The organism is Pelagivirga sediminicola (assembly GCF_003072125.1).
GTDB classification, from domain to species: Bacteria; Pseudomonadota; Alphaproteobacteria; order Rhodobacterales; family Rhodobacteraceae; genus Roseovarius; species Roseovarius sediminicola.
This window is the reverse complement of record NZ_QCYH01000004.1, coordinates 215191-239073: the sequence shown is the minus strand read 5'-3', so window position 1 is coordinate 239073 and position 23883 is coordinate 215191. Positions and strand designations below refer to the sequence as shown.

The 23883-nt window shown below is 66.4% G+C and carries 25 protein-coding genes; 16 read left to right on the top strand and 9 right to left on the bottom strand.

What is annotated here, in order from left to right; all coding sequences use genetic code 11:
* Nucleotides 1–106: 106 nt before the first annotated feature.
* Both DC366_RS09390 and ypfJ read right to left on the bottom strand, forming a co-directional pair.
* Entirely contained in the window at nt 107–613 is a 507-nt protein-coding gene (locus DC366_RS09390) for a protein-tyrosine phosphatase family protein (RefSeq protein WP_108691942.1), read from the bottom strand.
* Between the two features lie 12 nt (nt 614–625).
* On the bottom strand, nt 626–1471 hold the full coding sequence (gene ypfJ / locus DC366_RS09385) for a KPN_02809 family neutral zinc metallopeptidase (RefSeq protein ID WP_108691941.1): 846 nt from the start codon (nt 1469–1471) through the stop codon (nt 626–628).
* A 109-nt stretch (nt 1472–1580) separates the two neighbouring features.
* On the opposite strand from ypfJ, the gene DC366_RS09380 reads away from it, so the two are divergent.
* The 5 genes from DC366_RS09380 (at nt 1581) to recR (ending at nt 5253) form a co-directional block, all read left to right on the top strand.
* Nucleotides 1581–1943 (top strand): DUF202 domain-containing protein, encoded by a 363-nt coding sequence (locus DC366_RS09380; RefSeq protein ID WP_108691940.1) that lies wholly within the window; start codon nt 1581–1583, stop codon nt 1941–1943.
* 78 nt (nt 1944–2021) lie between these two features.
* Nucleotides 2022–3788 (top strand): DNA polymerase III subunit gamma/tau, encoded by a 1767-nt coding sequence (locus tag DC366_RS09375; protein ID WP_108691939.1) that lies wholly within the window; start codon nt 2022–2024, stop codon nt 3786–3788.
* Nucleotides 3764–4150, top strand: a complete 387-nt coding sequence (locus DC366_RS09370) for a hypothetical protein (RefSeq protein ID WP_108691938.1) — start codon at nt 3764–3766, stop codon at nt 4148–4150. The genes DC366_RS09375 and DC366_RS09370 overlap by 25 nt, the downstream gene beginning before the upstream one ends.
* A gap of 87 nt (nt 4151–4237) precedes the next feature.
* Nucleotides 4238–4582, top strand: a complete 345-nt coding sequence (locus DC366_RS09365; RefSeq protein WP_108691937.1) for a YbaB/EbfC family nucleoid-associated protein — start codon at nt 4238–4240, stop codon at nt 4580–4582.
* Between the two features lie 77 nt (nt 4583–4659).
* Nucleotides 4660–5253, top strand: coding sequence for a recombination mediator RecR (gene recR / locus DC366_RS09360; protein ID WP_108691936.1), 594 nt, complete (start codon nt 4660–4662; stop codon nt 5251–5253).
* 179 nt (nt 5254–5432) lie between these two features.
* Here recR and DC366_RS09355 read toward each other — a convergent pair whose 3' ends face one another.
* The 4 genes from DC366_RS09355 to DC366_RS09340 form a co-directional block, all read right to left on the bottom strand.
* A complete protein-coding gene (locus tag DC366_RS09355; protein WP_108692025.1) occupies nt 5433–7058 on the bottom strand; it encodes a DUF4139 domain-containing protein in 1626 nt (541 codons plus the stop codon).
* 138 nt (nt 7059–7196) lie between these two features.
* Entirely contained in the window at nt 7197–8219 is a 1023-nt protein-coding gene (locus DC366_RS09350) for an aspartate-semialdehyde dehydrogenase (RefSeq protein ID WP_108691935.1), read from the bottom strand.
* 74 nt (nt 8220–8293) lie between these two features.
* Nucleotides 8294–9469: an MFS transporter gene (locus tag DC366_RS09345; protein ID WP_108692024.1), complete on the bottom strand. Its 1176-nt coding sequence runs from the start codon at nt 9467–9469 to the stop codon at nt 8294–8296.
* Nucleotides 9470–9550: 81 nt separating this feature from the next.
* Nucleotides 9551–10477, bottom strand: coding sequence for a histone deacetylase family protein (locus tag DC366_RS09340; RefSeq protein ID WP_108691934.1), 927 nt, complete (start codon nt 10475–10477; stop codon nt 9551–9553).
* A gap of 101 nt (nt 10478–10578) precedes the next feature.
* Here DC366_RS09340 and DC366_RS09335 point away from each other — a divergent pair, with 101 nt between their 5' ends.
* The 9 genes from DC366_RS09335 to DC366_RS09295 all read left to right on the top strand — a co-directional run bounded on the left by DC366_RS09335 (nt 10579) and on the right by DC366_RS09295 (nt 19041).
* The gene (locus DC366_RS09335) at nt 10579–11919 is read left to right on the top strand and encodes a mechanosensitive ion channel family protein (RefSeq protein WP_108691933.1); all 1341 of its coding nucleotides are present in this window, start codon (nt 10579–10581) and stop codon (nt 11917–11919) included.
* 196 nt (nt 11920–12115) lie between these two features.
* On the top strand, nt 12116–12499 hold the full coding sequence (gene rsfS, locus DC366_RS09330; protein WP_108692023.1) for a ribosome silencing factor: 384 nt from the start codon (nt 12116–12118) through the stop codon (nt 12497–12499).
* Between the two features lie 10 nt (nt 12500–12509).
* Complete coding sequence (rlmH, locus tag DC366_RS09325; protein WP_108691932.1) at nt 12510–12980, top strand: 23S rRNA (pseudouridine(1915)-N(3))-methyltransferase RlmH; 471 nt, start codon at nt 12510–12512, stop codon at nt 12978–12980.
* A 186-nt stretch (nt 12981–13166) separates the two neighbouring features.
* Nucleotides 13167–14699, top strand: a complete 1533-nt coding sequence (gene gpmI / locus DC366_RS09320; protein WP_108691931.1) for a 2,3-bisphosphoglycerate-independent phosphoglycerate mutase — start codon at nt 13167–13169, stop codon at nt 14697–14699.
* A complete protein-coding gene (locus DC366_RS09315) occupies nt 14696–15871 on the top strand; it encodes a murein hydrolase activator EnvC family protein (protein ID WP_439331655.1) in 1176 nt (391 codons plus the stop codon). Before gpmI ends, DC366_RS09315 begins: the two co-directional genes overlap by 4 nt.
* 3 nt (nt 15872–15874) lie before the next feature.
* Nucleotides 15875–17212, top strand: coding sequence for a S41 family peptidase (locus tag DC366_RS09310; protein ID WP_108691930.1), 1338 nt, complete (start codon nt 15875–15877; stop codon nt 17210–17212).
* A 55-nt stretch (nt 17213–17267) separates the two neighbouring features.
* On the top strand, nt 17268–17750 hold the full coding sequence (locus DC366_RS09305) for an RNA pyrophosphohydrolase (RefSeq protein ID WP_108691929.1): 483 nt from the start codon (nt 17268–17270) through the stop codon (nt 17748–17750).
* Nucleotides 17750–18250 carry a hypothetical protein gene (locus tag DC366_RS09300; protein ID WP_108691928.1) on the top strand — a complete coding sequence of 167 codons (501 nt, stop codon included), beginning with the start codon at nt 17750–17752 and terminating at the stop codon, nt 18248–18250. The genes DC366_RS09305 and DC366_RS09300 overlap by 1 nt, the downstream gene beginning before the upstream one ends.
* A 215-nt stretch (nt 18251–18465) precedes the next feature.
* Nucleotides 18466–19041 carry a hypothetical protein gene (locus DC366_RS09295; RefSeq protein WP_108691927.1) on the top strand — a complete coding sequence of 192 codons (576 nt, stop codon included), beginning with the start codon at nt 18466–18468 and terminating at the stop codon, nt 19039–19041.
* A 36-nt stretch (nt 19042–19077) separates the two neighbouring features.
* Here the strand turns inward: DC366_RS09295 and yghU are convergent, their stop codons facing one another.
* Nucleotides 19078–19944 carry a glutathione-dependent disulfide-bond oxidoreductase gene (yghU, locus tag DC366_RS09290; RefSeq protein ID WP_108691926.1) on the bottom strand — a complete coding sequence of 289 codons (867 nt, stop codon included), beginning with the start codon at nt 19942–19944 and terminating at the stop codon, nt 19078–19080.
* Between the two features lie 157 nt (nt 19945–20101).
* Nucleotides 20102–21214, bottom strand: a complete 1113-nt coding sequence (locus DC366_RS09285; RefSeq protein WP_108692021.1) for an S-(hydroxymethyl)glutathione dehydrogenase/class III alcohol dehydrogenase — start codon at nt 21212–21214, stop codon at nt 20102–20104.
* A gap of 139 nt (nt 21215–21353) precedes the next feature.
* Here DC366_RS09285 and DC366_RS09280 point away from each other — a divergent pair, with 139 nt between their 5' ends.
* Both DC366_RS09280 and DC366_RS09275 read left to right on the top strand, forming a co-directional pair.
* Nucleotides 21354–21650, top strand: coding sequence for an I78 family peptidase inhibitor (locus DC366_RS09280; protein ID WP_108691925.1), 297 nt, complete (start codon nt 21354–21356; stop codon nt 21648–21650).
* A gap of 72 nt (nt 21651–21722) precedes the next feature.
* Nucleotides 21723–22061, top strand: coding sequence for a DUF2794 domain-containing protein (locus tag DC366_RS09275; protein ID WP_108691924.1), 339 nt, complete (start codon nt 21723–21725; stop codon nt 22059–22061).
* 98 nt (nt 22062–22159) lie between these two features.
* Here DC366_RS09275 and DC366_RS09270 read toward each other — a convergent pair whose 3' ends face one another.
* The gene (locus tag DC366_RS09270; RefSeq protein WP_108691923.1) at nt 22160–23725 is read right to left on the bottom strand and encodes a 2-isopropylmalate synthase; all 1566 of its coding nucleotides are present in this window, start codon (nt 23723–23725) and stop codon (nt 22160–22162) included.
* Between the last annotated feature and the right edge of the window lie 158 nt (nt 23726–23883).

Sequence of the window (23883 nt, the reverse complement as noted above, 5' to 3'; positions counted from 1 at the left end):
TTTATGTGAACTTGAGTTCGGATCGGAGCCTAAGCAGCCCTTTTGCAAAAGAAAAGACCCTTTTCAGAGCAGGGCAAAGCCGCATCGCGGCCAATCACGGGGTCATCTAGCCCTTGCCGCCTGCCCCGCCCTGCCCCTTGAGCGCCCAGCGCATCTGGGCCGATGTCTCGACCGCGCCGGGGCGCCGCGCGCGCAGCCGCTCCAGCGCGTCATCGGGCGCCTCTTCGGCCGCGATCATCAGGCGCAGCGCGGCCATGCCGGACCGGCCGCAGCCGCCCGCGCAATGGATCAGCACACGCCCCCCGCCGCGCAGCGCCGAGAGCGCCACAGGCTCCGCCCGGTCCCAAATGCGCGCGGCCTCAAGGTCCGGCACGCCGTGATCGGGCGTCGGCACATGCACCCAGCGGGTGCCCAGAAGCATGACATCATGCCCCAGCTTCGCCGCCCCCGCGCCCGCCAGTTCCGCAGGCGTCGTCATGCTGATCACCATCGCCGGGCGCCAATCCTTGAGATGTTCCAGATCGGCGGCGTAATCGCCGCCCGACCCCGGCAGGGGCGCGATGGCCAGGATGCCGCGCAGCACCGGCAGCGCGTGGATGACGAAACCGGTCATCCCCCCGCCACCCTACAGGCTGCCTGCGGCGAACGTGTCGCAGGCGCGCATCTGGCCGCTGTCCGAGCCGCGCGCGAACCAGCGCGCGCGCTGCTCGGACGTGCCGTGGGTAAAGGTGTGCGGCTGCGGCACGCGTCCGGCCTGCCGCTGCAGGTGGTCATCGCCGATCCGGCGGGCGGCGTTCAGCGCCTCCTCAATATCGCCCGGCTCCAGCCGCTCGCCGACCGCGCGCGCCCAGATGCCGCTCAGGCAATCGGCCTGCAACTCCAGCCGCACGGTCAGCGCATTCGCCTCCGCCTCGCTCGCGCCCTGGCGGGCGGCGTTCACCTCGCCAAGGATGCCCAGCTGATTTTGCACATGATGGGCCACCTCGTGCGCGATGACATAGGCGGCGGCGAAATCGCCGCGCGCGCCCAGATCGCGCGCCAGCGTGGCGAAGAATTCGGTGTCCAGATAAGCCTTGCGATCGGCGGGGCAGTAAAACGGCCCCGTCGCCCCCGATGCGCCGCCGCAAGGGCTGCGCGTAACGCCGGAAAACAGCACCAGAACCGGCGGCACGTAATCAAGGCCGGCCTGCTGCGGCAGGATCCCGGTCCAGACCTCCTCGGTGCTGGTCAGAACGCGCGCGCTGAAATCGGCGGCGCGCTGTTCCTCGGCGCTCAGCTCGCGCGGGGCGGACTGGACCGGCCCGCCGTCTTGCATGCCTTGCAGCAGCGGCGTCACGTCGATCCCCGCGAAATAGCCGATGGCCAGCACCACCAGCACACCGACACCGCCGATGCCCGCGCCCCGTCCGGCGCCGCCGCTGCGGCGGCGATCCTCGATATTGCGGCTGCGGCGCAGTCCTTTCAGTCTCATGTCTCGGGCTCCGATCGGGCAGGTGTCGGCCCATGCTACATCCCACAGTGCCCGGCGCGCCAGTAAAACCCGTCTCGCCATCCGGCCCGGCGCGGCGTATCGTGCTGTGATGAGCGACAAGACCGAAAAAGCCGAACAGCGCACAGACTGGGCCGAGGATCGCACGATCATGGCGAATGAGCGCACGTTCAATTCGTGGATGGGCCTCGGCCTTGGCTCCGTGGGCGTGGCGATCGCGCTCAAGGCCGTCTTCGGCGCGTTCGATCCGACATGGGCGGCCAAGGTGGTGGCCAGCCTGTTCCTGCTTGCCGCCATCGCGATCTACTGGACCGCCGCGGGCCAGGCCCACAAGACGCATGAGCGGCTGACCTGCCGTGACGCCGAGGCGCTGCAATCCAAGAATTTCCGCCGCCTCGCCGCGCTGCTGACCCTGGCCACCCTCGGCACCGGCGCCGTTCTGTGGATGCTGTGACCGGCTAAGCGGTGGACGGGGGCGCGCGGCATGACTACCTTGGCGCCCTGATCCCCCGATTCATCCAAGGGCCCCCACATGACCGACACGTCCCCTTCCGGCTACCGCGTTCTGGCCCGCAAGTACCGGCCCGAAACCTTCGCCGATCTGGTCGGGCAGGACGCGATGGTGCGCACGCTGAAAAACGCGTTCAAGGCGGACCGCATCGCGCAGGCCTTCATCATGACCGGCATCCGCGGCACCGGCAAGACGACGACGGCGCGCATCATCGCCAAGGGCATGAACTGCATCGGCCCGGACGGCAATGGCGGCCCCACGACCGATCCCTGCGGCGTGTGCGAGCATTGCACCGCCATCATGGAAGGGCGCCATGTCGACGTGCTGGAAATGGACGCGGCCAGCCGCACGGGCGTGGGCGACATCCGCGAGATCATCGATTCGGTCGCCTATCGCGCCGCCTCGGCGCGCTACAAGATCTACATCATCGACGAGGTGCACATGCTCAGCACCTCGGCCTTCAACGCGCTGCTGAAAACGCTGGAAGAGCCGCCGGCGCATGTGAAATTCATCTTCGCCACGACCGAGATCCGCAAGGTGCCGGTGACGGTGCTCAGCCGCTGCCAGCGCTTCGATCTGCGCCGGATCGAGCCCGAGGTGATGCTGTCCATGCTGCGCCGCATCGCGGATGCCGAGGGCGCGCAGATCACCGATGATGCGCTTGCCCTCATCGTGCGCGCCTCCGAAGGGTCGGCGCGCGATGCCACCTCGCTGCTGGATCAGGCCATCAGCCACGGGGCGGGGGAAACCGGCGCCGATCAGGTGCGCGCGATGCTGGGACTGGCGGACCGGGGCCGCGTGCTGGACCTGTTCGACATGATCCTCAAGGGCGACGCGGCGGGCGCGCTGACCGAGCTGGGCGCGCAGTATTCCGATGGCGCCGATCCGCTTGCGGTGCTGCGCGATCTGGCCGAAATCACCCACTGGACCTCGGTCGTCAAGATCACGCCGGAGGCCGCGGACGATCCCACCATCGGCCCGGACGAGCGCGCGCGCGGATCGGCCATGGCCGAGGCGCTGCCGATGCGCGTGCTCACGCGCATGTGGCAAATGCTGCTCAAGGCGCTGGAGGAGGTGGCGGACGCGCCCAACGCGATGATGGCCGCCGAAATGGCCGTCATCCGCCTGACCCATGTCGCCGACCTGCCCAGCCCCGAGGACCTGCTGCGCAAGCTGCAGAATACGCCCGCACCCGCCCCGAGCGCACCCGGCAGCCACCATTCGGCGCCGTCCGGCGGCGGCGCGGGCACGGCATGGCAAGGCGCCTATTCCGCGCCAGCCCACCAGCCCCGCGCGCAGTCCGGCGGCGCGGGCCAGACCCTCGCGCTCGCGCCCGATGCCGAGGCGGCGCTGGCCCACTACCCCACCTTTCACCACGTGGTCGAGCTGGTGCGCAGCAACCGCGACGTCAAGCTGCTGGTCGAGATCGAGACCTGCGTGCAACTGGCCGCCTACCGGCCCGGCCGGATCGAGTTCGTGCCCACCCCGAACGCCCCCGCCGATCTGGCCCAGCGGCTTGGCGCGGCCCTGCAGCGCTGGACCGGCAACCGCTGGGCGGTCACGCTGGTCAACGAGGGCGGCGCGCAGACCATTGCAGGCGTGCGCGACGCCGAGGACCTGGCGCTCAAGGCCGAGGCGCGCGAGCATCCGCTGGTGCAGGCGGTCATGGACGCGTTCCCCGGCGCCGAGATCATCGAGATCCGCACCGCCCGCCAGATCGCGAACGAAGCGGCGATCGAGGCGCTGCCAGAAGTCGAGGATGAATGGGACCCCTTCGAAGAGGACTGATTGCCGCCACCGCCGCCCTGCCCCCCGGCGCGGCGCTTGCCGGCACCTGCGACACCGTGCGCCCCGGCTGGGACGGCGTGCCGGTCACCATCTGGGGCGAGGCGGCGGCGCTCTTCTCGACGCCAGCCGCGCTCTTTTTGCTGGCAGCATCGGCTACCGCCACATTGCTGCGCAGCGCATGGGGCGCGCTGGTGGTCTGCGTGCTCTGGTCGGGCCTGACCATGGTCATCACCGCCGCGGACCCGGGCGGTTTGCGCGCGCTGGCGCGCAGCGAGGGCTGCGCCGCCTCGCCCGCGATATTCATCGCGGCCGTCGCGTTGCTCTGCGGCGCGATGATCCTCTACACCACGCGCAAGAGATGATGGCAGAGGGCGCGGCGCCGCGCCCCTTGTTCCGCCGGACCGCCACACGTATCTAGGATGAAACCTTTCAGCGATCGGAGAGACAACATGTTCAAGGGACTGGGCCAGATGGGCGACATGGCCAAAATGATGAAAGCCGCGCAGGAGATGCAGACCAAGATGGCCGCGCTGCAGGAGGAAATGCACACGCTGACCGTCACCGGCGAGTCGGGCGCGGGCCTCGTCAAGGCTGTCGCCACCTGCAAGGGCGAGCTGAAAAGCCTCGATATCGACCCCAGCATCTTTTCCGGCGACGACAAGGAAGTCGTCGAGGACCTGATCCTCGCCGCGATCAAGGACGCGCAAGGAAAGGCGAGCGACCGCGCACAGGACGAGATGGCGAAGCTGACCGAAGGCATGGGCCTGCCCAAGGACATGAAGCTGCCCTTCTAAGGCGCGCGCCGCTTCTTCATCTTGGCGGAAATACTCTCGCCGAAGGCGTCCCGAACGCTGCAATCAGGACATCCCGCTTGAGCTCGAACCGCGACATCGACACGCTGATCCAGATGATGGCCAAGCTGCCGGGCCTCGGCCCGCGCTCGGCACGGCGGGCGGTGCTGCATCTTATCGCCAAGCGCGAGTTGAAACTCACGCCGCTGGCCGAGATGATGCAAAGGGTCGCGGCAACCGCGCGCGAATGCACGGTTTGCGGCAATATCGGCACGGCCGAGATCTGCGATATCTGCGCCGCGCCCAAACGCGCCAATGGCCTGCTTTGCGTGGTCGAGGATGTGGCCGACCTGTGGGCGATGGAGCGGGGCGGCGCGTTTCAGGGCCGCTACCATGTGCTGGGCGGCACGCTCAGCGCGCTCGATCAGGTCGGCCCCGAACAGCTGCGCATCCCGGCGCTGGTCGGGCGCATCGACAGCGAGCAGATCAGCGAGGTGATCCTTGCGCTCGGCGCCACGATCGACGGGCAGACCACCGCGCATTACATCGCCGACCAGATCGAGGGGCGCGTGCGCCTGACCTCGCTCGCGCAGGGCGTGCCCATCGGCGGCGAGCTGGATTACCTCGACGACGGCACGATCAGCGCGGCCCTGAGCGCGCGGCGCGACATCTGAGCCGCCGCGCGCCGCGCAGAGCGCCGGAATTGAGTATATTTGCCAAGATGAAGCGCTATAGCGTTTCGCCTTTAACCTGAAACATCAAAGGCGAAACGCCCGCAACGATGATAGGTTTTGCGCGTTCCGCGAAAATCTGTGGTTCAGGTTTTTCGCGAAACGCTTTAAAGCGCGGCGCATCACTGCAGCACCTTGTCCTCGGGCCACTGCATGTCATGCCTGAGGGTGATGGTCTGGCTTGCGCCCGGCTCAAGCTGAAGATCCCAGGCCAGCACGCCCCGGGCGCCGTCCACGTCCACTTCGGCAGGTTGCGGATCGGCCTGCCATTGGATCTGCAGATCTTCCTGTTCGGAGTAGGGAACGCGGTCCAGCACGCGCAGGGGCCATGCCTCGCCGGTCAGGTTCTCGATCTCGATCACGGCGGTTTCGGTCAGATCGCTGGACTTGCGGATCAGGCCGCGGTCGCCCTCCTCGCGGTCCGGCACCTTGCGCGTCAGGCGCAGCCCCTCGATGGGGCCGAAGGGCAGCTCCGCCTCGGCGCCCGCCGCGATCAGATCGCCGTAGATCTGCCCGACATAGGTCTCATCCAGATAGAGGTTCGTCTGGCCGGGCAGGATCAGCTCGTCCATGTCATTGGTCAGCTCAGCGATGAGGAATGCCGTCTCGTCATAGAGCGGGACGGCGCGCGCCTCGATCCGGGCCTGCGTCTCCAGCGTGCCAAGTGCGATGCGCAGCGCATCGGCGCCGGAAGCGACGGTAGCGGGCGGCGCGTAGCTGTAGGTTACCGCCAGCCCGTCGAATTCGGCCTCGGCCATGATCGGCGCCGGGGCGGCGGCGTCTTCGGCGATCATCATGTCGCCCAGCGAGCGCTGCAAGGCGCCTTCGGCCTGCTTGCGCATCACCGGGACGGGATCGGTGATGCGGCGCAGAAGCGGGCCAAGATCGCTGGGCATCGTCTGTCCGCTGGGCCGGACCGTCGACAGGGTCAGCGCGACATCGGTCCAGTTCTCGCCGGTGTTCTGGCGCAGGTATGCGCCGCGCTCGATCCGCAGCGCGCCGGTATCGCGCGTCAGGCTCATGTCGTAGGCGGGCGACCAGCCCGCGTCATGGGTCTGGTAGGTGATGGACGCGGTGCCGTCTGTCTGCGCCTGTGTGCTGATCGAGACGGCCAGCATCGCGCGGTCCTCGGCTTCGGGCACGAGCGCGGCCAATGCGCGGCGCGCCTCCTCCAGCGCCTTTTCCAGATCCTCCAGATCGCGCGCGGCGGCGTCGGCTTTGGCCTTCGCATCATGGGCGGCCTGCCGCGCGGCGAGGGTCTGGGCGCCGATCATCTGGGCCATATCGCGCAGGCTGGCGACATCCTGCGCGGCGATCCCTTCGCCCTGCCCCAGCTGCGACAGGAAGGCGACCTGCGCATCGGCGGCGTCAATCGCGAGGCGCATGCGCGCGATGTCGTCCCGCGCGGCGCGCAAGGCATCCTCGCGGCGCTCCACCTCGGCCTCGGCGGCCTCGACCGCGGCCGACGTCCGATCGCCGCGCGGTGGCACGAAATCGCGGCGGGTGGTGACGCCGCCCATCTGCGCGCCGCTGACACTGACGCGGACCGAGCCGAGATCGGTATTCTGCGGCAGATCGAGCAGGATCAGATCATGCTGCCCGGCGGGCGCCGTAAAGGCGACCTCGCGGCGCACCGTGGCACCCTGCGGATAGAGCGTGACCTCGGCCACGCGGCTGGTCAGCGGGATATCCTCGGCCCAAAGCGCGGTGGGCACGGCAAGGGCGAACAGCAGGGGTAGCGGGCGCATTTCAGATCCTCCGGCGATGCACGGCCCAACATTTGGCGCGCCGGACCGGATTGCAAGAAGAATGGCGGCGCCATGCGCGGATTTGCGCGAAATCATCCGGCGCACCCATGAGTGCGCCGGATGATGGGCGGGGCGCGCTCAGCCCTTTTTCAGCACGCGCTGGCCCAGCGTTTCGGCGATCTGCACCGCATTCAGCGCCGCGCCCTTGCGCAGGTTGTCGGACACGCACCACAGGTTGATGCCGTTTTCCACGGTGGTGTCCTGACGGATGCGGCTGATGAAGGTGGCGAAATCGCCGACACATTCGATGGGCGTGACGTAGCCGCCATCCTGCCGCTTGTCGATCACCATGAGGCCGGGCGCCTCGCGCAGGATATCGCGGGCCTCGTCCTCGTCGAGGAATTCCTCGAACTCGATGTTGATCGCCTCGGAATGGCCGACAAAGACCGGAACGCGCACGCAGGTGGCCGTGACCTTGATCGAGGAATCCATGATCTTCTTGGTCTCGGCGACCATCTTCCACTCTTCCTTGGTGTCGCCGCTGTCCATGAAGACGTCGATATGCGGGATCACGTTGAAGGCGATCTGCTTGGTAAATTTCTTGGCCGGCTTGTCGTCGGTGGGATTGTAGATCGACTTGGTCTGATCCCACAACTCGTCTATGCCTTCCTTGCCGGCGCCCGAAACGGACTGATAGGTGCTGACGACGACGCGCTTGATGCGGGCGCGGTCATGCAGGGGCTTCAGCGCGACAACCATCTGCGCGGTCGAGCAGTTTGGATTGGCGATAATGTTCTTTTTGTGCACCATTTCAACCGCTTCGGGGTTCACCTCGGGCACGACCAGCGGCACGTCCGCGTCATAGCGGTAGAGCGAGGAGTTATCGATCACGATGCAGCCGGCCTTGGCGGCCTTGGGCGCATAGATCTTGGTCGCGTCCGAGCCGATGGCAAACAGGGCGATGTCCCAGCCGGTGAAATCGAACGCGTCCAGATCCTTGGTTGTCAGCGTCTTGTCACCATAGCTGACCTCGCTGCCCAGCGACCGGCGGCTGGCCAGCGCGACAACCTCATCGGCGGGAAACTGGCGCTCGGCCAGAATGTTCAGCATTTCGCGGCCCACGTTGCCCGTGGCACCGACGACGGCGACCCTGTAGCCCATTCATTCAACTCCTGAAAAATACGGTGTGACTGCGCGCGTCTTAGCGCCTTGGGCGCGCGGGGGAAAGGGGGGCGTCAGTTTGGCGCGTCGCGGCTGAACAGATAGGCCAGCGATCCGGCCAGCGCCGCGAGGCCGAAGAACGCGAAGAGCGCGGCATAGGACGCCCCGTTTCCCCAGACGGCCGCCACGCTCCCGTGCAGAACGCCCGAGCCAAGCTGCATCAGGCCGACGCCGCCGATGCCGAAGAGATTCATCAGCGTCACGCCCCTCCCGGCCAGATGCGCCGGGAAAAACCCTCGCGCATGGGCGATCATCACCGGGAAGGTCGATCCGAAAAGGCCGATCGCGGCGCAGAGCGCGATGCCCACCGCCGCGCCCTGCCCCACCAGCGCCGCCAGCAAAAGGCAGGCGGCAGCGCAGGTCATGTTGCCGCCGAAGATCACCCATTTTTGCGTGCCGAACACCCGGTCGAGCGGGCCGTAGGCCAGCGTGCCGCAGATCATCGCGATACCCATCACCAGCGACGCCTGCCCCAGCTGAGCCGTGCCAAGGCCGAACATGTCGCCCAGGTATGGCCCGATCCAGAGCCCCCGGATCGCGGCGGCGGGCGCGTAGCAGACGAACATCATCGGGATGATCGGCCAGAGCGCGCGCATCTTCAGAAGATCCCGCAGCGATCCGCGCCGCCCCCCGGGCGCCGCATCGGGATCGCGCACGAAGGCAAAGAGCACCATTGCCGCCAGCGCCGTGATCGCCGAAAGGCAGGCCATTGCCGCGCGCCAGCCGATCGTCTCGACCGCCCAGGCCATCGGCCAGGATGCGCCCAGATTGCCGAGGCTGCCGATCGCCAGCAAAAGCGCCGCCATCGTGGCGAACTGCGCCGGACTGCCCTGCCGCGCGAGGATGTAATAGGCGGACACCAGAACCGGCGCGCAGCCCGCGCCGATCATCATCATCGCCAGATTGATCTGCCCCGGCGCCTGCGCAAAGGCAAAAAGCAATGCGCCCCCCGCCCCGCCGACCATCAGCATGGCCGAGGCGGTGCGCCGCGGCCCGATCCGGTCCAGCGCCCAGCCGATGGGCAGCTGCGCACCGGCAAACGCAAGAAACCAAAGCCCCGAGGCAAAGGCCAGATCCTGCGGCCCGGCGCCGATATCGCGCGCCAGGGCCCCGCCCAGCACGGCTAGGAAAGCGCGGTAGAACTGGCTGAGAACGTAGATCAGGCACAATAGGGACAGCCCGGCGCGCATGTCGGTCTCCTGTGCGGCGTGATGCGGCAAGGCCTTGCACGATATCGCGGAGGTGGCAAGCGAAAGGCTACAGGCCGCGCGTCACTGGCCCCGCGCGATGAGGACATCCACATGCGCGGCCGCACTGCGCGCGAGCGCGCCCAGATGGTAGCCCCCTTCGAGGCAGGAGACGAGCCGCCCGGCGGCATGGGTATCGGCCAGATCGCAAAGCTCCTCGGTGATCCAGACGAAATCGGCCTCGGTCAGATCCAGACTGGCCAGAGGATCGTCGCCATGCGCGTCGAACCCGGCCGAGACGAGGATGAGCTGGGGCGCAAACCGGTCCAGCGCGGGCAGGATTCGTGCGGTGACGGCATCGCGGAACGCGGCGCTTCCGTCGCCCGCGCGAAGTGCCGCGTTTACGATCTGGCCAGCTGCGCCCGTCTCGGACGGAGCGCCCGTGCCGGGGAACAGCGGCATCTGGTGCACCGAAAGATACGAGATGCGCGCGTCATGCTGCACCAGATCCTGCGTGCCGTTGCCGTGATGCACGTCGAAATCGACGATCCCGACACGGTCCAGCCCGTGATGCTCGATCGCGTGATACGCCGCCGCGGCAACCGTGCCGAAATAGCAAAAGCCCATGGCCGTCTCACGCTCGGCGTGATGCCCGGGGGGCCGCGTGGCGACAAAGGCGTTCTGCGCGCGCCCGTCCATCACCATGTCCACGGCCCGGATCGCGCCGCCCACCCCGCGCCGCGCGGCGCGCAGGCTGCCGGGCGAAAGCCACGTGTCGCCGTCGATCATCGCGAACCCGCTGCCCGGCAGGGCGGCGGCCAGCGCGTCCAGATAGCTCTGCGGATGCACGCGGAGCAGATGCGCGTCGCTGGCCTGCGGCGCCTCCTCGCGCAGCAGATCGCGTCCCTCCAGCGCGCGCAGCACCGCACGCAGGCGGCCCGGACGCTCGGGGTGATCGCGCGGGACGTCATGCTCCAGGCAATCGGGATGGCTGAGAAGGGCGGTGGTCATGCGGCAAGCCTCCGGTCGTGGCCCGCGCAGCAGACGCGAAACGCCGCGCGCTGTCCAGTGCATGCTTGCCGTGCGCTGGTCTGCGTGCAAATCTATGCGCCATGGCAACGGAAATCCCCACCGGCCCCGCCGAACAGGCGCGGGAAATCGCGCTGAGCCTCTGGGCGCAGGGACACGGATTTCTGGCAACATTGCTGCGGCCGTGGAATGCCTATCAGCTGGGAATCGTGCTCATCCTGATCCTTGTCGCGATTGTCCTGCGCATGGTGCTGGGCCCGCGCCTGCACGACTGGATGCGCACGCGCGAGGGGTGGCCGAAATGGCAAATGCGCCTGCTGGTCATGGTGCACCGGCGCCTGCGGCTGATCTTTTTCGTCGGGCTGTCGTGGATCACCTTCTGGATCATGCAGGAGGTCACCTGGCCCAGCCGGTCCTATCTGATCGGCATCGCCGCCAGCCTGGCGACGGCGTGGCTGGTCATTGCCTTTGTCACGCGGCTGATCACCAACGGGTTTGTGCGCGGTTTGGTGCGCTATGCCGGCTGGACCTGGGCGACGCTCATCATCCTGGGGCTGACCGACGAGGCGCAGAGCCTGATGGACAGCCTCGCCGTCAACCTGGGCGAGACGCGTCTCTCCGTCTGGCTGATTGCCCAGGCGGTGGTGATCCTAGCCGCGCTGCTTTTTGCCGCGCGGCTGGTGTCCACCACCACGGCCAGCCGCATCCGGCAGAACGAGCAGATTTCGCCATCCATGCAGGTGCTTGCGGTCAAGCTGCTGCAAGTGCTGCTTTATGGCGCGGCGTTTTTCATCGGATTGCGCACCGTCGGGGTGGACCTGACCGGCCTTGCCTTCCTGTCGGGCGCGATCGGCGTCGGTCTTGGCTTTGGCCTGCAAAAGGTGGTGTCCAACCTTGTCTCCGGCGTCATCATCCTGCTGGACAAATCCATCAAGCCGGGCGACGTCATCAGCCTGGGCGAGACGTTCGGCTGGATCAACGCGCTCGGCGCGCGCTATGTCAGCGTCGTCACGCGCGACGGCAAGGAATACCTGATCCCGAACGAGGATCTGATCACCAGTCAGGTGGTCAACTGGTCCCATTCCAACGAATTCGTGCGGCTCGACATCTATTTCGGCACGGCATACGGCGATGATCCGCACAAGGTGCGCAAGATCGCCATCGCCGCCGCCGCATCGGTGCCGCGCGTGCTGTCGATGAAGGCGCCGGTGTGCCATATCGTCGGCTTTGGCGACAGCAGCGTCGACTATATCCTGCGCTTCTGGATCCGCGACCCGATCGAGGGGCTGACAAACATTCGCGGAAACGTCTATCTGGCGCTGTGGGACGCGTTTCACGAGGACGGCATCTCGATCCCGTTCCCTCAGCGCGAAGTGCGGATGCTGAACGACCCCGAGGACAGCGCAAGGCCCACGCGTTTCTGACGCAACGGTGCCATGCAGGCACGATATCGCAATGATGGGCGCAATTCGCCGCTGTTTCATTGAAAGAGGCCCTCCGGCTTGCTACCTTAGCTGCAAGGTCCGGCACCGGGGCCCCTTTCAGGTGCGACAGTCAGGAGGACAAGAGCTGTCCATTTCCGCAGCAGCGGCAAACGCCGCCGATACGAAGGTGCCCCATATGGCCCCGAAAGACAGCGCAACCAGCCAGGAGCAGCTTGCGCATATTCTGAAATCCCTTGATGACGACAAGGCCGAGGATATCGTGCAGATCGATCTGCGCGGCAAATCGGCGATCGGCGACTACATGGTCGTATGCTCCGGCCGCTCGTCGCGGCAGGTGGCGGCGATCGCGGAAAAGCTGGTTGACCGGCTCAAACACGATCTTGGCCGCGCCTCGCGGATCGAGGGCAAGGAAACGGGCGACTGGGTGCTGATCGACACGGGCGATGTGATCGTTCACGTCTTCCGCCCCGAAGTGCGCGAGTTCTACCAGCTGGAAAAGATGTGGCTGCCCGCGTCCGGCCCCTCCGGCAAGGCGCCGGATACCAGCGCCGCCTCCTGACCGGGCCTGAATGAGGCTGCATATCTGCGCCGTCGGCCGGATGCGCACCGGGCCGGAACGCGATCTTTTCGACGATTATGTCCTGCGTGCGGGCCGAACAGGCCGCGCGCTCGGCCTTGATCCCGTGACCTTGCAGGAGGTGGAGGACAAGAAGAGCGGCGGCCCCGCTGCCGAGGCCGCCCTGCTGGAGCGGGCGCTGCCGCAGGGCGCGCTGCGCATCGCCCTTGACGAGCGGGGCCGCCTGCTCAGCTCGCCCGAATTTGCGCAGAAGATCGCGGGCTGGCGCGACGCGGGCCGCCAGGATCTGGCCTTTGTCATCGGCGGCGCTGACGGGATCGCGCCCGATCTGCGGGGCACCGCCGATTTCAGCCTGTCGTTTGGCCGCATGGTCTGGCCCCATATGCTGGTCCGCGTGATGCTGGCCGAGCAGATCTATCGCGCCGCGACAATCCTTGCCGGCGGCCCCTACCACCGCAGCTGACAGGGCCGGTTTGCCGCCGCCGCACAGCCCCGGCTTTCATCCTGGTCCAAATACTCGAATCCCCCGGCGCGCTGCGCGCGTCGGCGGTGGAAATTTGCCGGTCCGTTAACGCTATCGCTGTTTCAACCGGCCTTCCTTTTCGCTAAAAGCTGCGCCAAAGGCCCTGACCGCGGCCAGGAGCAGAAGATGAGCACCCCGAAACCCGTTGTCCTGTGCATCCTCGATGGCTGGGGCCTGTCGACGTCCGAGGTGGGCAATGCGCCGCTTCTGGCCCGGACGCCCAATTTCGATGCGCTGATGGCGCGCTGCCCCAGTGCGACGCTCGTCACCCATGGGCTGGACGTGGGCCTGCCCGAAGGGCAGATGGGCAATTCCGAGGTCGGACATCTGAACATCGGCGCGGGCCGCATCGTCGAGATGGACCTGCGCCGCATCGACCGCGCGATCGAGAACGGCACCTTCCGCGCCCTGCCCGGCCTACGCCGCTTCATCGACGCGATGCTGGCGTCGAAGGGCACCGCGCATCTGCTGGGGGTGCTGTCGGATGGCGGCGTGCATTCGCATATCCAGCACATGATCGCCACCGCCCATGCCCTGACGGCCGAAGGCGTGCCCGTCGCGATCCACGCCTTTACCGATGGGCGCGATGTTGCGCAGATCTCGGCCAAATCCTATCTCGACAGCCTGCAGGAGGCGCTGCCGCAAGGGGCCTATGTCGCGACCGTGTCGGGCCGGTATTACGCGATGGACCGCGACAACCGCTGGGAGCGCGTCGCGCTGGCCTATCAGGCAATCGCGCTGGCGCAGGGATATGCGGCACAGACAGCGGGCGAGGCGATCGACAACGCCTATGGCAAGGGCCGCACCGACGAATTCATCAAGCCGCGCGTTTTGGGCGATTATGCCGGCATGGCGGACGGCGACGGTCTTTTGTGCCTCAATTTCCGCGCCGACCGCGCGCGCGAGATCCTTGCTGCCTTCGCCGATCCCGACTTTGCCGATTTCGAGACAGGGCCGCGCCCGCGCTTTGCCATCGTGTCGGGCTTCACCGAATATTCGGCGCGGCACAAGGATTACATGGACTGCATTTTTCCCGACGAGATGCCCGAGAACACGCTCGGCGTCTGGGTTGCCAAGCATGGGCTGACGCAGTTTCACATCGCCGAGACCGAGAAATACCCCCATGTCACCTTTTTCCTGAATGGCGGCCGCGAAAGCCCCGAACCCGGCGAGGATCGCTATATGGCGCCATCGCCGCGCGTGGCCACCTATGACCTTCAGCCCGAAATGTCGGCGGGCGAAGTGACCGATCACCTGACCCGCGCCATCGCGGCGCGCTACGATCTGATCGTCGTGAACTACGCCAATCCCGACATGGTCGGCCATACCGGCGATCTGGACGCCGCCATCGCCGCCTGCGAGGCGGTGGATGCCGGGCTGGGCCGCGTGCGGGCGGCGCTGGAGGCGGCGGGCGGCGCCATGCTCGTGACCGCTGATCACGGCAATTGCGAGGTGATGATCGATCCGCTCACGGGCGATCCGCACACCGCGCACACCACCAATCTGGTGCCCGCGATCCTTGTCGGCGGCCCGGTGGGCGCCGCGCTGGCATCCGGACGGCTGAGCGATGTGGCCCCGACGCTGCTGGCGCTGATGGGTCTGGACGCGCCGCCGGAAATGACCGGACGGTCCCTGCTCATCGCGGCGGGGCCGGCATGATGCGGATGGCCGCCGCGCCCTTTTTATGCGCGATGGCGCTGCTGTGGGCGGCTGGCGGCCCCGCGCAGGCTCAGGACGCGGCGCCGAATGATCCCGCCGCCGCCGCGCGCATCGCGGCCGAGATGCTGGGCGAGGCGACCCATGCGCTGGACGAGGCGGACGGCGCCGCGAGCCGCGTCAAGGCGCTGACCCAGACGGTGCGCGCGTTCGAGGCGGGCCTGCGCGCCATGCGCGTCGGGCTGCGCGGCGCCGCCATTCAGGAACAGGCGGTGGCCGGCGATCTGGCCTCGCGCGAGGAGGAGATCGCGCAGCTTCTGGGCGTGCTGAGCTCCATCGGTGCCACGCCCGGCCCGGTCACGCTGCTGCACCCTGCCGGGCCGGTCGGCACCGCGCGCTCGGGCATGATCCTGGCCGATGTGACGCCCGCGCTGAACGCGCGCGCGGCGCAGCTTCGCGCCCGGCTGGAGGAGCTTTCGGCCCTGCGCGCGCTGCAGCAAAGCGCCGCCGACACGCTGGCCGAGGGGCTGGCCAGCGCGCAGGCCGCGCGCGCCGCGCTCAGCCAGGCCATCGCCGACCGCACCGACCTGCCGCGCCGCTTCACCGAGGATCCGGTCAAGACCGCGCTGCTGATCGCCTCGGCGGAATCGCTGGACGGGTTTGCCAGCGGCCTGAGCCAGATCGCGGTCGACGAAACCCCCGGCAGCCTGCCGGGCATCGAGGATCGCAAGGGCCAGCTGCCCCTGCCCGTCCAGGGCCGCATCCTGCGCCGCGCGGGCGAAGCGGACGCGGCCGGCATCACCCGCCCCGGCATCGTCATGGCCGCCCCTCCGCGCGCCGTCGTCACCACGCCCGCCGCCGCAACGCTTCGCTATCACGGCCCGCTTCTGGATTACGGCAACGTCGCCATCCTCGAGCCGCAGGCGGGGATTTTGCTGGTCTTCGCGGGGATGGACGTGGTTTATGGGCAGATAGGTCAGGTTTTGCCGGGCGGCAGTCCGGTGGGCCTGATGGCCGGTGTCGGCCGTTCCGGCACGGACAATGATGACGAAATCGTGCCCTCCGAGCTGCTTGAGGCGGCTACCGAATGGACGCAAACGCTGTATATAGAAGTCAGGCAAGACAACACCGCCGTGGATCCCGCGCTGTGGTTCAAGACAGACAAGGATGAGTGAGCAATGAAGAAATTCCTGATGGCTGCCGGCGCCGGCACGCTTGCGGGCGTGATCGTGACCACGCAGATCGCCGCACCCCTCATGGCGCAGGAAAGCAAGCGAAACACTAATGTCTATGAGCAGCTGGACCTGTTCGGCGACATTTTCGAGCGGATCCGCGCGCAGTATGTCGAGGAAGTGGACGAGGGCAAGCTGATCGAGGCGGCCATCAACGGGATGCTGACCTCGCTCGATCCACATTCGAGCTATCTGCCCCCCGAGGACGCCGAGGACATGCAGGTGCAGACCCGCGGCGAATTCGGCGGCCTCGGGATCGAAGTCACGCAGGAAGAGGGCTTCGTCAAGGTCGTCTCGCCGATCGACGGCACCCCGGCGGCCGATGCAGGCGTCGAGGCGGGCGATTACATCACCCATGTCGACGGCGAAAGCGTGCTGGGCCTGACGCTGGACGCGGCGGTGGACATGATGCGTGGCCCGGTCGGCAGCGAGATCGTCATCACCCTGGTGCGCGAGGGCGAAAGCGAGCCCTTCGATCTGTCGATCATCCGCGACACGATCAAGCTGGTCGCCGTGCGCGCCCGGACCGAGCAGAAGGCCGTGGTTCTGCGGGTGTCGAAATTCAACGATCAGACCTATGAGAACCTCAAGGAAAGCCTTGATGCCGAGCTCGAAAAAGCGGGCGGCATCGACAAGATCAGCGGCTTGGTGATCGATCTGCGCAACAACCCCGGCGGGCTGCTGAATCAGGCCGTCATGGTGTCGGACGCGTTCCTTGAAAAGGGCGAGATCGTCAGCACCCGCGGCCGCGATCCGCAGGACGGCGAGCGCATCAACGCGACCCCTGGCGATCTGGCCGAGGGCAAGCCGATCGTCGTGCTGATCAACGGCGGCTCGGCATCGGCATCGGAAATCGTGGCCGGCGCGCTGCAGGATCATCGCCGCGCGGTGGTGGTCGGCACCAAGAGCTTCGGCAAGGGCTCCGTCCAGACGGTCATGCCGCTGCGAGGCGATGGCGCTATGCGCCTGACGACGGCGCGCTACTACACCCCCTCGGGCCGCTCGATCCAGGCTTTGGGCGTGTCGCCCGACATCCTGGTCGCCCAGCCGCGCCGCTCGCCGGTCGAGGAAGAGGACACGAACGGCGCGCCGCCCCTGCTGCGCTCGGAGGCGGATCTGCGCGGAAGCCTCGACAATGACAGCCTGACCGAGGACGAGATCCAGCACATCAAGGAGACGCGCGAGCGCGCCGAGGAAAGCGCCAAACTGCGCGAGGAGGATTACCAGCTGGCGTATGCCATCGACATCCTCAAAGGCCTCAGCACGCTGAACGGCGCCGACTGATATCGAACGCGGGCCGCGCCACCGGCGGCCCGCGCATCCCCTCCCGGAGACCAAGATGACCCCCGACCAGATCGCAGCACTGCCTTACCGTCCATGCGTCGGCGTCATGCTGGTCAATGGCGCGGGCCATGTCTTTGTCGGCCAGCGCATCGACACGGCAGAGCCTGCCTGGCAGATGCCCCAGGGCGGTATCGACGCGGGCGAGGATGCGCGCGGCGCCGCCCTGCGCGAGTTGGCCGAGGAAACGGGCGTCACCCCCGATCTGGCCCGGATCGAGGCCGAGACGGCGGGCTGGGTGCGCTATGATCTGCCTCATGATCTGGTCCCGCGCATGTGGAAGGGCCGCTATCGGGGTCAGGAGCAGAAGTGGTTTCTGACGCGTTTTGCGGGCGAGGATGGCCAGATCGACATCGCCACCGCGCATCCCGAATTCTCGCGCTGGCGGTGGCTGCCCCCGTCCGAGCTGCTGTCCCATATCGTCCCGTTCAAGCGCGCGGCCTATGCCGCCGTGCTGGACGAATTCGCGCCGTTTCTGTGATGATGCGGCTCGCATATGGCGCCCTTGCGGCGCTTTGCCTGACCGGTCCCACAGCGGCGCTGTCCTGCCTTCCGCATGACGTCGCCGCGACTTTCCAGCGCATCGAGAAATCCGAGGATATCTACATGGCCGTGCACGGCACGCTGGATTTCGACGCTGGCCTTCTGCCGCAGACGGATTGGGCCGATCAACGCGCCACACCGCCGGAAACGCGGATCCCCGCGCGGCTGGTTGGGCGCGGCTTGGGCAAGGACGGGTTCACCCATCCGGTTGATATCCCCGTGACACTGCGCGTTCTTTGCCTGGGTCCGTGGTGCGCGTCGCCGCCTGCCGGGGCCGATGTCATGGCCTTTGTCCAGAAGGATGCGAACGATCATGTCGTGTCGGTCGACGCCTGTGGCGGCGATGCGTTTTTCCAGCCTTCGCCGGAAACACTGAGCAGGGTGCAGGACTGTTTTGAGGGCCGCGCCTGCGCGTCCGAGCAGAACGGGCAGCAATAAAAAAGAGATGAAAAGCTGAATCATGCATCCGGTATAGGTCCGATTGGTGAAGATAAGATGACCGCTCCTCCGCTGCCCCGTCGCATCCACTGCGCATCGAACGCATCGTTCCCCTCCGGCGCCGCGTATCTATGGAAAGATGTGTGGCGGATGGGCTGGCCGAGGGCCGATGACATGACTATCAGGGACGACAAGGCAGACGGGCAGAAGCGGACATGAGCACGAGACGCAAGTTTATTCTGGGCGCGGGCGCCGCGCTGTTTCTGGCGGGTTGCGGCGGCGAGCCGAAGGGGCCGGTGACGGCGCAGGACGTGGCGCGGCTGGAGGCGGCGCTGCTGGCGCTGGGGCCCGGGGTGGATCCTGCGGAGGCCGCGCGCGCCGCACGGCTGGCCTATGCCACGGCGGACGAGCTGCGGCGCGAATATGATGTCACCGACGCGCCGCTGGTGCATAACGCCAAGGTCAACATGGGCATGAAGGAGCGCGGCCTTTGCTATCACTGGGCGCGCGACATCCAGACGCGGATGACGCATGCGCGCTTTGCCACGCTGCAGTTCAACCGCCTCGTCGCCAATGCCGAGAACCCGTTTCTTCTGGAACATTCCACCGCCGTGGTGATGGCGCGCGGCGCCCCGTGGCAGAGCGGTATCATATTGGATCCCTGGCGCACGGGCGGCGTGCTGCACTGGGATCACGTGCGCGCGGACACAAAATATAACTGGAAATTGCGCGCGGATGTGCCGATCCGGCCACGCGGCGCGGGCGTTGTATCCACCCGCGCCGGTCAATAGCCGCTACCGATCAGGACCGAAACGCGGCCAAAGATCTTAGCCGCCGATCTTGTCCTGCGTCTGCGTGTCGAAATCGGAGGCTGCGTGGCGCTCGCGCAGCTGCGTCTCGGGCTCGCCGGATGTGCGGTTGACCATGCGCCCGCGCTGAACCGCCGGGCGCGCGTCGATGGACTTGGCCCAGCGCATGACATGCGCATAGCTTTCGACGTCCAGAAACGTCGCCGCGTCGTCGTAAGTCCGCCCCAGCGCCAGTTGGCCATACCACGGCCAGATCGCGATATCGGCGATGCTGTATTCCTCGCCCGCGATATGGCTGCGCTCGGCCAGTTGGCGGTCCAGCACGTCAAGCTGGCGCTTGGCCTCCATCGTGAAGCGGTTGATGGGATATTCATATTTCTCGGGCGCATAGGCGTAGAAATGGCCAAAGCCGCCGCCAAGATAGGGCGCGCTGCCCATCTGCCAGAAGAGCCAGTTCAGCACTTCGGTCCGCTGCGGGCCGGACGCGGGCAGGAAAGCGCCGTATTTTTCCGCCAGATGCAGCAGGATCGAGCCACTTTCGAACACGCGCACCGGCGTCTCGCGCGAGCGGTCCAGCAGCGCGGGGATCTTGGAATTGGGATTGACCTCGACAAAGCCGCTGCCGAATTGATCGCCCTCGCCGATGTCGATCAGCCAGGCGTCGTATTCGGCGTCATGTCCCGCGGCCAGCAGTTCCTCGAACATGACCGTGACCTTGACGCCGTTGGGCGTGGCGAGCGAGTAAAGCTGAAAGGGATGTTTGCCGACGGGCAGCTCCTTGTCGTGGGTCGCGCCGGCCGTGGGACGGTTGATGCTGGCGAACTTGCCGCCATTGCCGGGCTCCCATGTCCAGACATCGGGCGGAGTGTATGTGGTATCTGCCATTTCGGTGGCTCCTTTCGGATGATGCGTTGGCGGGAAACCTATGCTTTTCAGGGCGCGGCACAAGGGAATATCGCGCGCGAATGCCGCGACGAAAAAGAGCGGCCCCGCCGGGCCGCCCTTGTGATTTTGCAGGGCTCAGCCCATGCAGCATTAAGTCCTAATAAACCACGACGCTGCGGATGCTTTCGCCTGCATGCATCATCTCGAAGCCCTTGTTGATCTCCTCCAGCTTGAGGATATGGGTGATCATCGGGTCGATCTCGATCTTGCCGTCCATGTACCAATCGACGATTTTCGGCACATCCGTGCGGCCGCGCGCGCCGCCGAAGGCCGTGCCTTTCCATGTGCGGCCCGTGACCAGTTGGAAGGGGCGCGTCGAGATCTCGGCGCCTGCGGGGGCCACGCCGATGATGACGCTCTCGCCCCAGCCCTTGTGCGATGCCTCGAGCGCGGTGCGCATCACGCCGACATTGCCGGTGGCGTCAAACGTATAATCGCCGCCGCCGCCCGTCAGCTCGACCAGGTGGCCGACCAGATCACCCTTGACCTCGTTCGGGTTGACGAAATCGGTCATGCCGAAGCGCTTGGCCATCTCGACCTTTTGCGGGTCGATATCGACGCCGACGATCTGGCTGGCCCCCGCCATTCGCAGGCCCTGGATGACGTTGAGGCCGATGCCGCCCAGGCCGAAGACGATGGCGCGGCTGCCGATTTCCACCTTGGCGGTGTTGATCACGGCGCCGATGCCGGTGGTCACGCCGCAGCCGATATAGCAGATCTTGTCGAAGGGCGCGTCCTTGCGGACCTTGGCCAGCGCGATCTCGGGCAAAACCGTGTGGTTGGCGAAGGTCGAGCAGCCCATGTAATGCAGAATCGGCGTGCCATCGAGCATGGAGAAGCGGCTGGTCCCGTCAGGCATCACACCCTTGCCCTGCGTCTCGCGGATCGACTGGCAAAGGTTGGTCTTGGGGTTCAGGCAATATTCGCATTCGCGGCATTCGGGCGTGTAGAGCGGGATCACGTGATCGCCCACCTCCAGCGAGGTCACGCCCTCACCCACCTCGACAACCACGCCCGCGCCCTCATGGCCCAGGATCGCGGGAAACGCGCCTTCGGGATCGGCGCCCGACAGGGTGAAATCATCGGTGTGGCACAGGCCCGTCGCCTTGATCTCGACCAGAACCTCGCCCTTCCTGGGGCCGTCAAGGTTCACTTCCATGATTTCCATGGGTTTGCCGGCCTCGAGGGCCACTGCTGCTTTTGTGCGCATGTTCGGGTCCTTTTTCATCGCGTCATGTGTTGCGCAGACTTTGGGCGAAATGCGGCGCGGTTTCAACATGGCAAAATACGCGCCTTGAAAGCTGCGCGGGAAACGGCATCTTGTAGGGATGAAATACAAGGAGTTTTGAATGTCACGCCTTTCGCTTGCCGCCTGCCTGATCGCCCCCGCCGCGCTTGCGCTGGCCGGCTGCCAGTCCGCCAACGCCAAGGATCCGGTGGTGGTCCGGAATGATCGCGATGCCTGCGGCGCGACCGCGTATTCGGGCCGCATCGGCAAGGATCATCGCCAATATGATTTCAGCGCGCCGAACCGCCCGGTGCGCGTTCTGGGCCCCGATAGCCCCATGACGATGGATCACCGGCTGGAGCGTCTGAACGTCGATATCGACACAGCAGGCAAGATTACCCGCATCTGGTGCGGCTGAGCCAGGCGCCGGTGCAGGCCGTCGCGAGGAAATTGACTTGATTTGCAAGCACATCGGGGCGAGGCTGAGCATATGACGGTGCAATCTGCTTTCCCCATCGGCGCCGCGCCGGACAAGGTCGCGTTTCATCGCACCGAGCTGGGCGTGATCCTGTCGCTCTACGGCCAGATGGTGGCGGCGGGCGAGTGGCGCGATTACGGCATCTCCAGCCTGCGCGACGTCGCCATCTTCTCGGTCTTCCGCCGCACGGCCGAATATCCGCTGTATCGCATCGAAAAGCGGCCCAAACTGCGCGGCAAACAGGGGCAATACGCCGTGATCGGCATGGATGGCCAGATCCTGAAACGCGGCGCCGATCTGCGCCAAGTGCTGCGCGTGCTGGAGCGAAAACTGATCCGCGCCATCGACTGACGGCGTCCGATTTCACGCAGCGTCCGACGCGGGCCGCGATTTTTCGCGAAAAATCTCAGGCGACCCGCCCGGCTCTTTGGGGCCGGGCGGGCCGTGCATCAGACGACGTCCTTGTAGCTGACTTCGGGCGTATCCTTGCCCGAGCGTTCGCGCCGCACGATCAGGCGGCTGAGCGCGTGGACATAGGCCTTGGCCGAGGCGACGACCGTATCGGTATCGGCTGACTGGCCGGTCACGATGCGCCCGCCTTCTTCCATCTTCACAGAAACAGTGGCCTGCGCGTCGGTGCCTTCGGTCACGGCATGCACCTGATACAACTGCAGACGCGCCTCATGCGGAAAGAGGTTCTTGACCGCGTTGAAACACGCATCGACCGGGCCGTCGCCCGTGGCCTCGGTGCTGTGGGACACGCCGTCGATCTCCAGTGTCAGCTCGGCCGTTTGCGGGCCTTCAGTGCCGCAGACAACGCGCAAGGACTTGATGACAATGCGGTTTTCATCCTCCGCGGCGTCCGTGCTGGCCAGCGCGATGAGATCCTCGTCATAGACTTCCTTCTTGCGATCGGCGAGTTCCTTGAACCGCACGAACACATCGTTGAGCTGGTTCTCGCCCAGCTCATAGCCCAATTCCTTGAGCTTGGAGCGCAGCGCGGCGCGGCCCGAGTGTTTGCCCATGACAAGGTTCGTCTCGGTCAGGCCGACATCCGAAGGGCGCATGATCTCGAACGTCTCGGCGTTCTTCAGCATGCCGTCCTGATGGATGCCGCTCTCGTGGGCAAAGGCGTTCTTGCCCACGATCGCCTTGTTGAACTGCACGGCAAAGCCGCTGACCGTGGCGACGCGGCGCGAGATGTTCATGATCTTCGTGGTGTCGATGCCGGTGCTGTAGGGCATGATGTCGCCGCGCACCTTCATGGCCATCACCACCTCTTCCAGCGCGGTATTGCCGGCACGCTCGCCCAGGCCGTTGATCGTGCATTCGATCTGGCGCGCGCCGCCCTCGACGGCGGCGAGGGAGTTGGCCGTCGCCATGCCCAGATCGTTGTGGCAATGGGTGGCAAAGATGATCTCGTCCGCGCCCGGCACCTCGGCGATGAGGCGGCGGATCAGATCGGCCGATTCCACGGGCGCGGTATAGCCGACAGTGTCGGGGATGTTCACGGTCGTCGCGCCCGCCTTGATGGCGATCTCCACGACGCGGGCCAGATAATCCCACTCGGTGCGCGTCGCGTCCATCGGCGACCATTGCACGTTGTCGCACAGGTTGCGCGCGTGGCTGACGGTCTGGTGGATCCGCTCGGCCATCTCGTCCTTGGACAGATTCGGGATCGCGCGGTGCAGAGGCGAGGTGCCGATGAAGGTGTGGATGCGCGGGCGCTTGCCGTGCTTCACCGCCTCCCAGCAGCGGTCGATGTCCTTGAGGTTGGCCCGCGCCAACCCGCAGATCACGGCGTTTTTGGACCGCTCCGCGATCTCGGACACGGCGCGGAAATCACCCTCGGACGCAATGGGAAATCCGGCCTCGATGATGTCGACGCCCATCTCGTCCAGAAGCTGCGCGATCTCCAGCTTTTCGGCGTGGGTCATGGTGGCGCCGGGGCTTTGTTCGCCGTCGCGCAAGGTGGTGTCGAAGATATAGACGCGGTCTTTGGGTTTATCGCTCATTTTCACTTATCCGTCTGAAATATGTATGACCGCGGCCCACGAGGAAACGCTGTTGCGATTGCCTTGATGTCATGGCCTTGGTCCTGATGCTGGTTCCGGTACATTACCCGGCGCGTATTGCCACATCCCCTGAACGCTCGCGCCGGACCGGCACGCTC

What these genes read in the sequence shown, in the direction of transcription:
- rlmH (WP_108691932.1), top strand. Translation starts at nt 12,510, where the DNA reads ATGAGGCTGCATATCTGCGCCGTCGGCCGGATGCGCACCGGGCCGGAA.
- DC366_RS09375 (WP_108691939.1), top strand. Translation starts at nt 2,022, where the DNA reads ATGACCGACACGTCCCCTTCCGGCTACCGCGTTCTGGCCCGCAAGTAC.
- DC366_RS09280 (WP_108691925.1), top strand. Translation starts at nt 21,354, where the DNA reads ATGTCACGCCTTTCGCTTGCCGCCTGCCTGATCGCCCCCGCCGCGCTT.
- DC366_RS09380 (WP_108691940.1), top strand. Translation starts at nt 1,581, where the DNA reads ATGAGCGACAAGACCGAAAAAGCCGAACAGCGCACAGACTGGGCCGAG.
- DC366_RS09340 (WP_108691934.1), bottom strand. Translation starts at nt 10,477, where the DNA reads ATGACCACCGCCCTTCTCAGCCATCCCGATTGCCTGGAGCATGACGTC.
- DC366_RS09350 (WP_108691935.1), bottom strand. Translation starts at nt 8,219, where the DNA reads ATGGGCTACAGGGTCGCCGTCGTCGGTGCCACGGGCAACGTGGGCCGC.
- DC366_RS09305 (WP_108691929.1), top strand. Translation starts at nt 17,268, where the DNA reads ATGACCCCCGACCAGATCGCAGCACTGCCTTACCGTCCATGCGTCGGC.
- DC366_RS09310 (WP_108691930.1), top strand. Translation starts at nt 15,875, where the DNA reads ATGAAGAAATTCCTGATGGCTGCCGGCGCCGGCACGCTTGCGGGCGTG.
- DC366_RS09335 (WP_108691933.1), top strand. Translation starts at nt 10,579, where the DNA reads ATGGCAACGGAAATCCCCACCGGCCCCGCCGAACAGGCGCGGGAAATC.
- rsfS (WP_108692023.1), top strand. Translation starts at nt 12,116, where the DNA reads ATGGCCCCGAAAGACAGCGCAACCAGCCAGGAGCAGCTTGCGCATATT.
- DC366_RS09370 (WP_108691938.1), top strand. Translation starts at nt 3,764, where the DNA reads ATGGGACCCCTTCGAAGAGGACTGATTGCCGCCACCGCCGCCCTGCCC.
- DC366_RS09285 (WP_108692021.1), bottom strand. Translation starts at nt 21,214, where the DNA reads ATGCGCACAAAAGCAGCAGTGGCCCTCGAGGCCGGCAAACCCATGGAA.
- DC366_RS09295 (WP_108691927.1), top strand. Translation starts at nt 18,466, where the DNA reads ATGAGCACGAGACGCAAGTTTATTCTGGGCGCGGGCGCCGCGCTGTTT.
- DC366_RS09315 (WP_439331655.1), top strand. Translation starts at nt 14,696, where the DNA reads ATGATGCGGATGGCCGCCGCGCCCTTTTTATGCGCGATGGCGCTGCTG.
- ypfJ (WP_108691941.1), bottom strand. Translation starts at nt 1,471, where the DNA reads ATGAGACTGAAAGGACTGCGCCGCAGCCGCAATATCGAGGATCGCCGC.
- DC366_RS09390 (WP_108691942.1), bottom strand. Translation starts at nt 613, where the DNA reads ATGACCGGTTTCGTCATCCACGCGCTGCCGGTGCTGCGCGGCATCCTG.
- DC366_RS09270 (WP_108691923.1), bottom strand. Translation starts at nt 23,725, where the DNA reads ATGAGCGATAAACCCAAAGACCGCGTCTATATCTTCGACACCACCTTG.
- DC366_RS09365 (WP_108691937.1), top strand. Translation starts at nt 4,238, where the DNA reads ATGTTCAAGGGACTGGGCCAGATGGGCGACATGGCCAAAATGATGAAA.
- gpmI (WP_108691931.1), top strand. Translation starts at nt 13,167, where the DNA reads ATGAGCACCCCGAAACCCGTTGTCCTGTGCATCCTCGATGGCTGGGGC.
- DC366_RS09345 (WP_108692024.1), bottom strand. Translation starts at nt 9,469, where the DNA reads ATGCGCGCCGGGCTGTCCCTATTGTGCCTGATCTACGTTCTCAGCCAG.
- DC366_RS09300 (WP_108691928.1), top strand. Translation starts at nt 17,750, where the DNA reads ATGATGCGGCTCGCATATGGCGCCCTTGCGGCGCTTTGCCTGACCGGT.
- DC366_RS09355 (WP_108692025.1), bottom strand. Translation starts at nt 7,058, where the DNA reads ATGCGCCCGCTACCCCTGCTGTTCGCCCTTGCCGTGCCCACCGCGCTT.
- DC366_RS09275 (WP_108691924.1), top strand. Translation starts at nt 21,723, where the DNA reads ATGACGGTGCAATCTGCTTTCCCCATCGGCGCCGCGCCGGACAAGGTC.
- yghU (WP_108691926.1), bottom strand. Translation starts at nt 19,944, where the DNA reads ATGGCAGATACCACATACACTCCGCCCGATGTCTGGACATGGGAGCCC.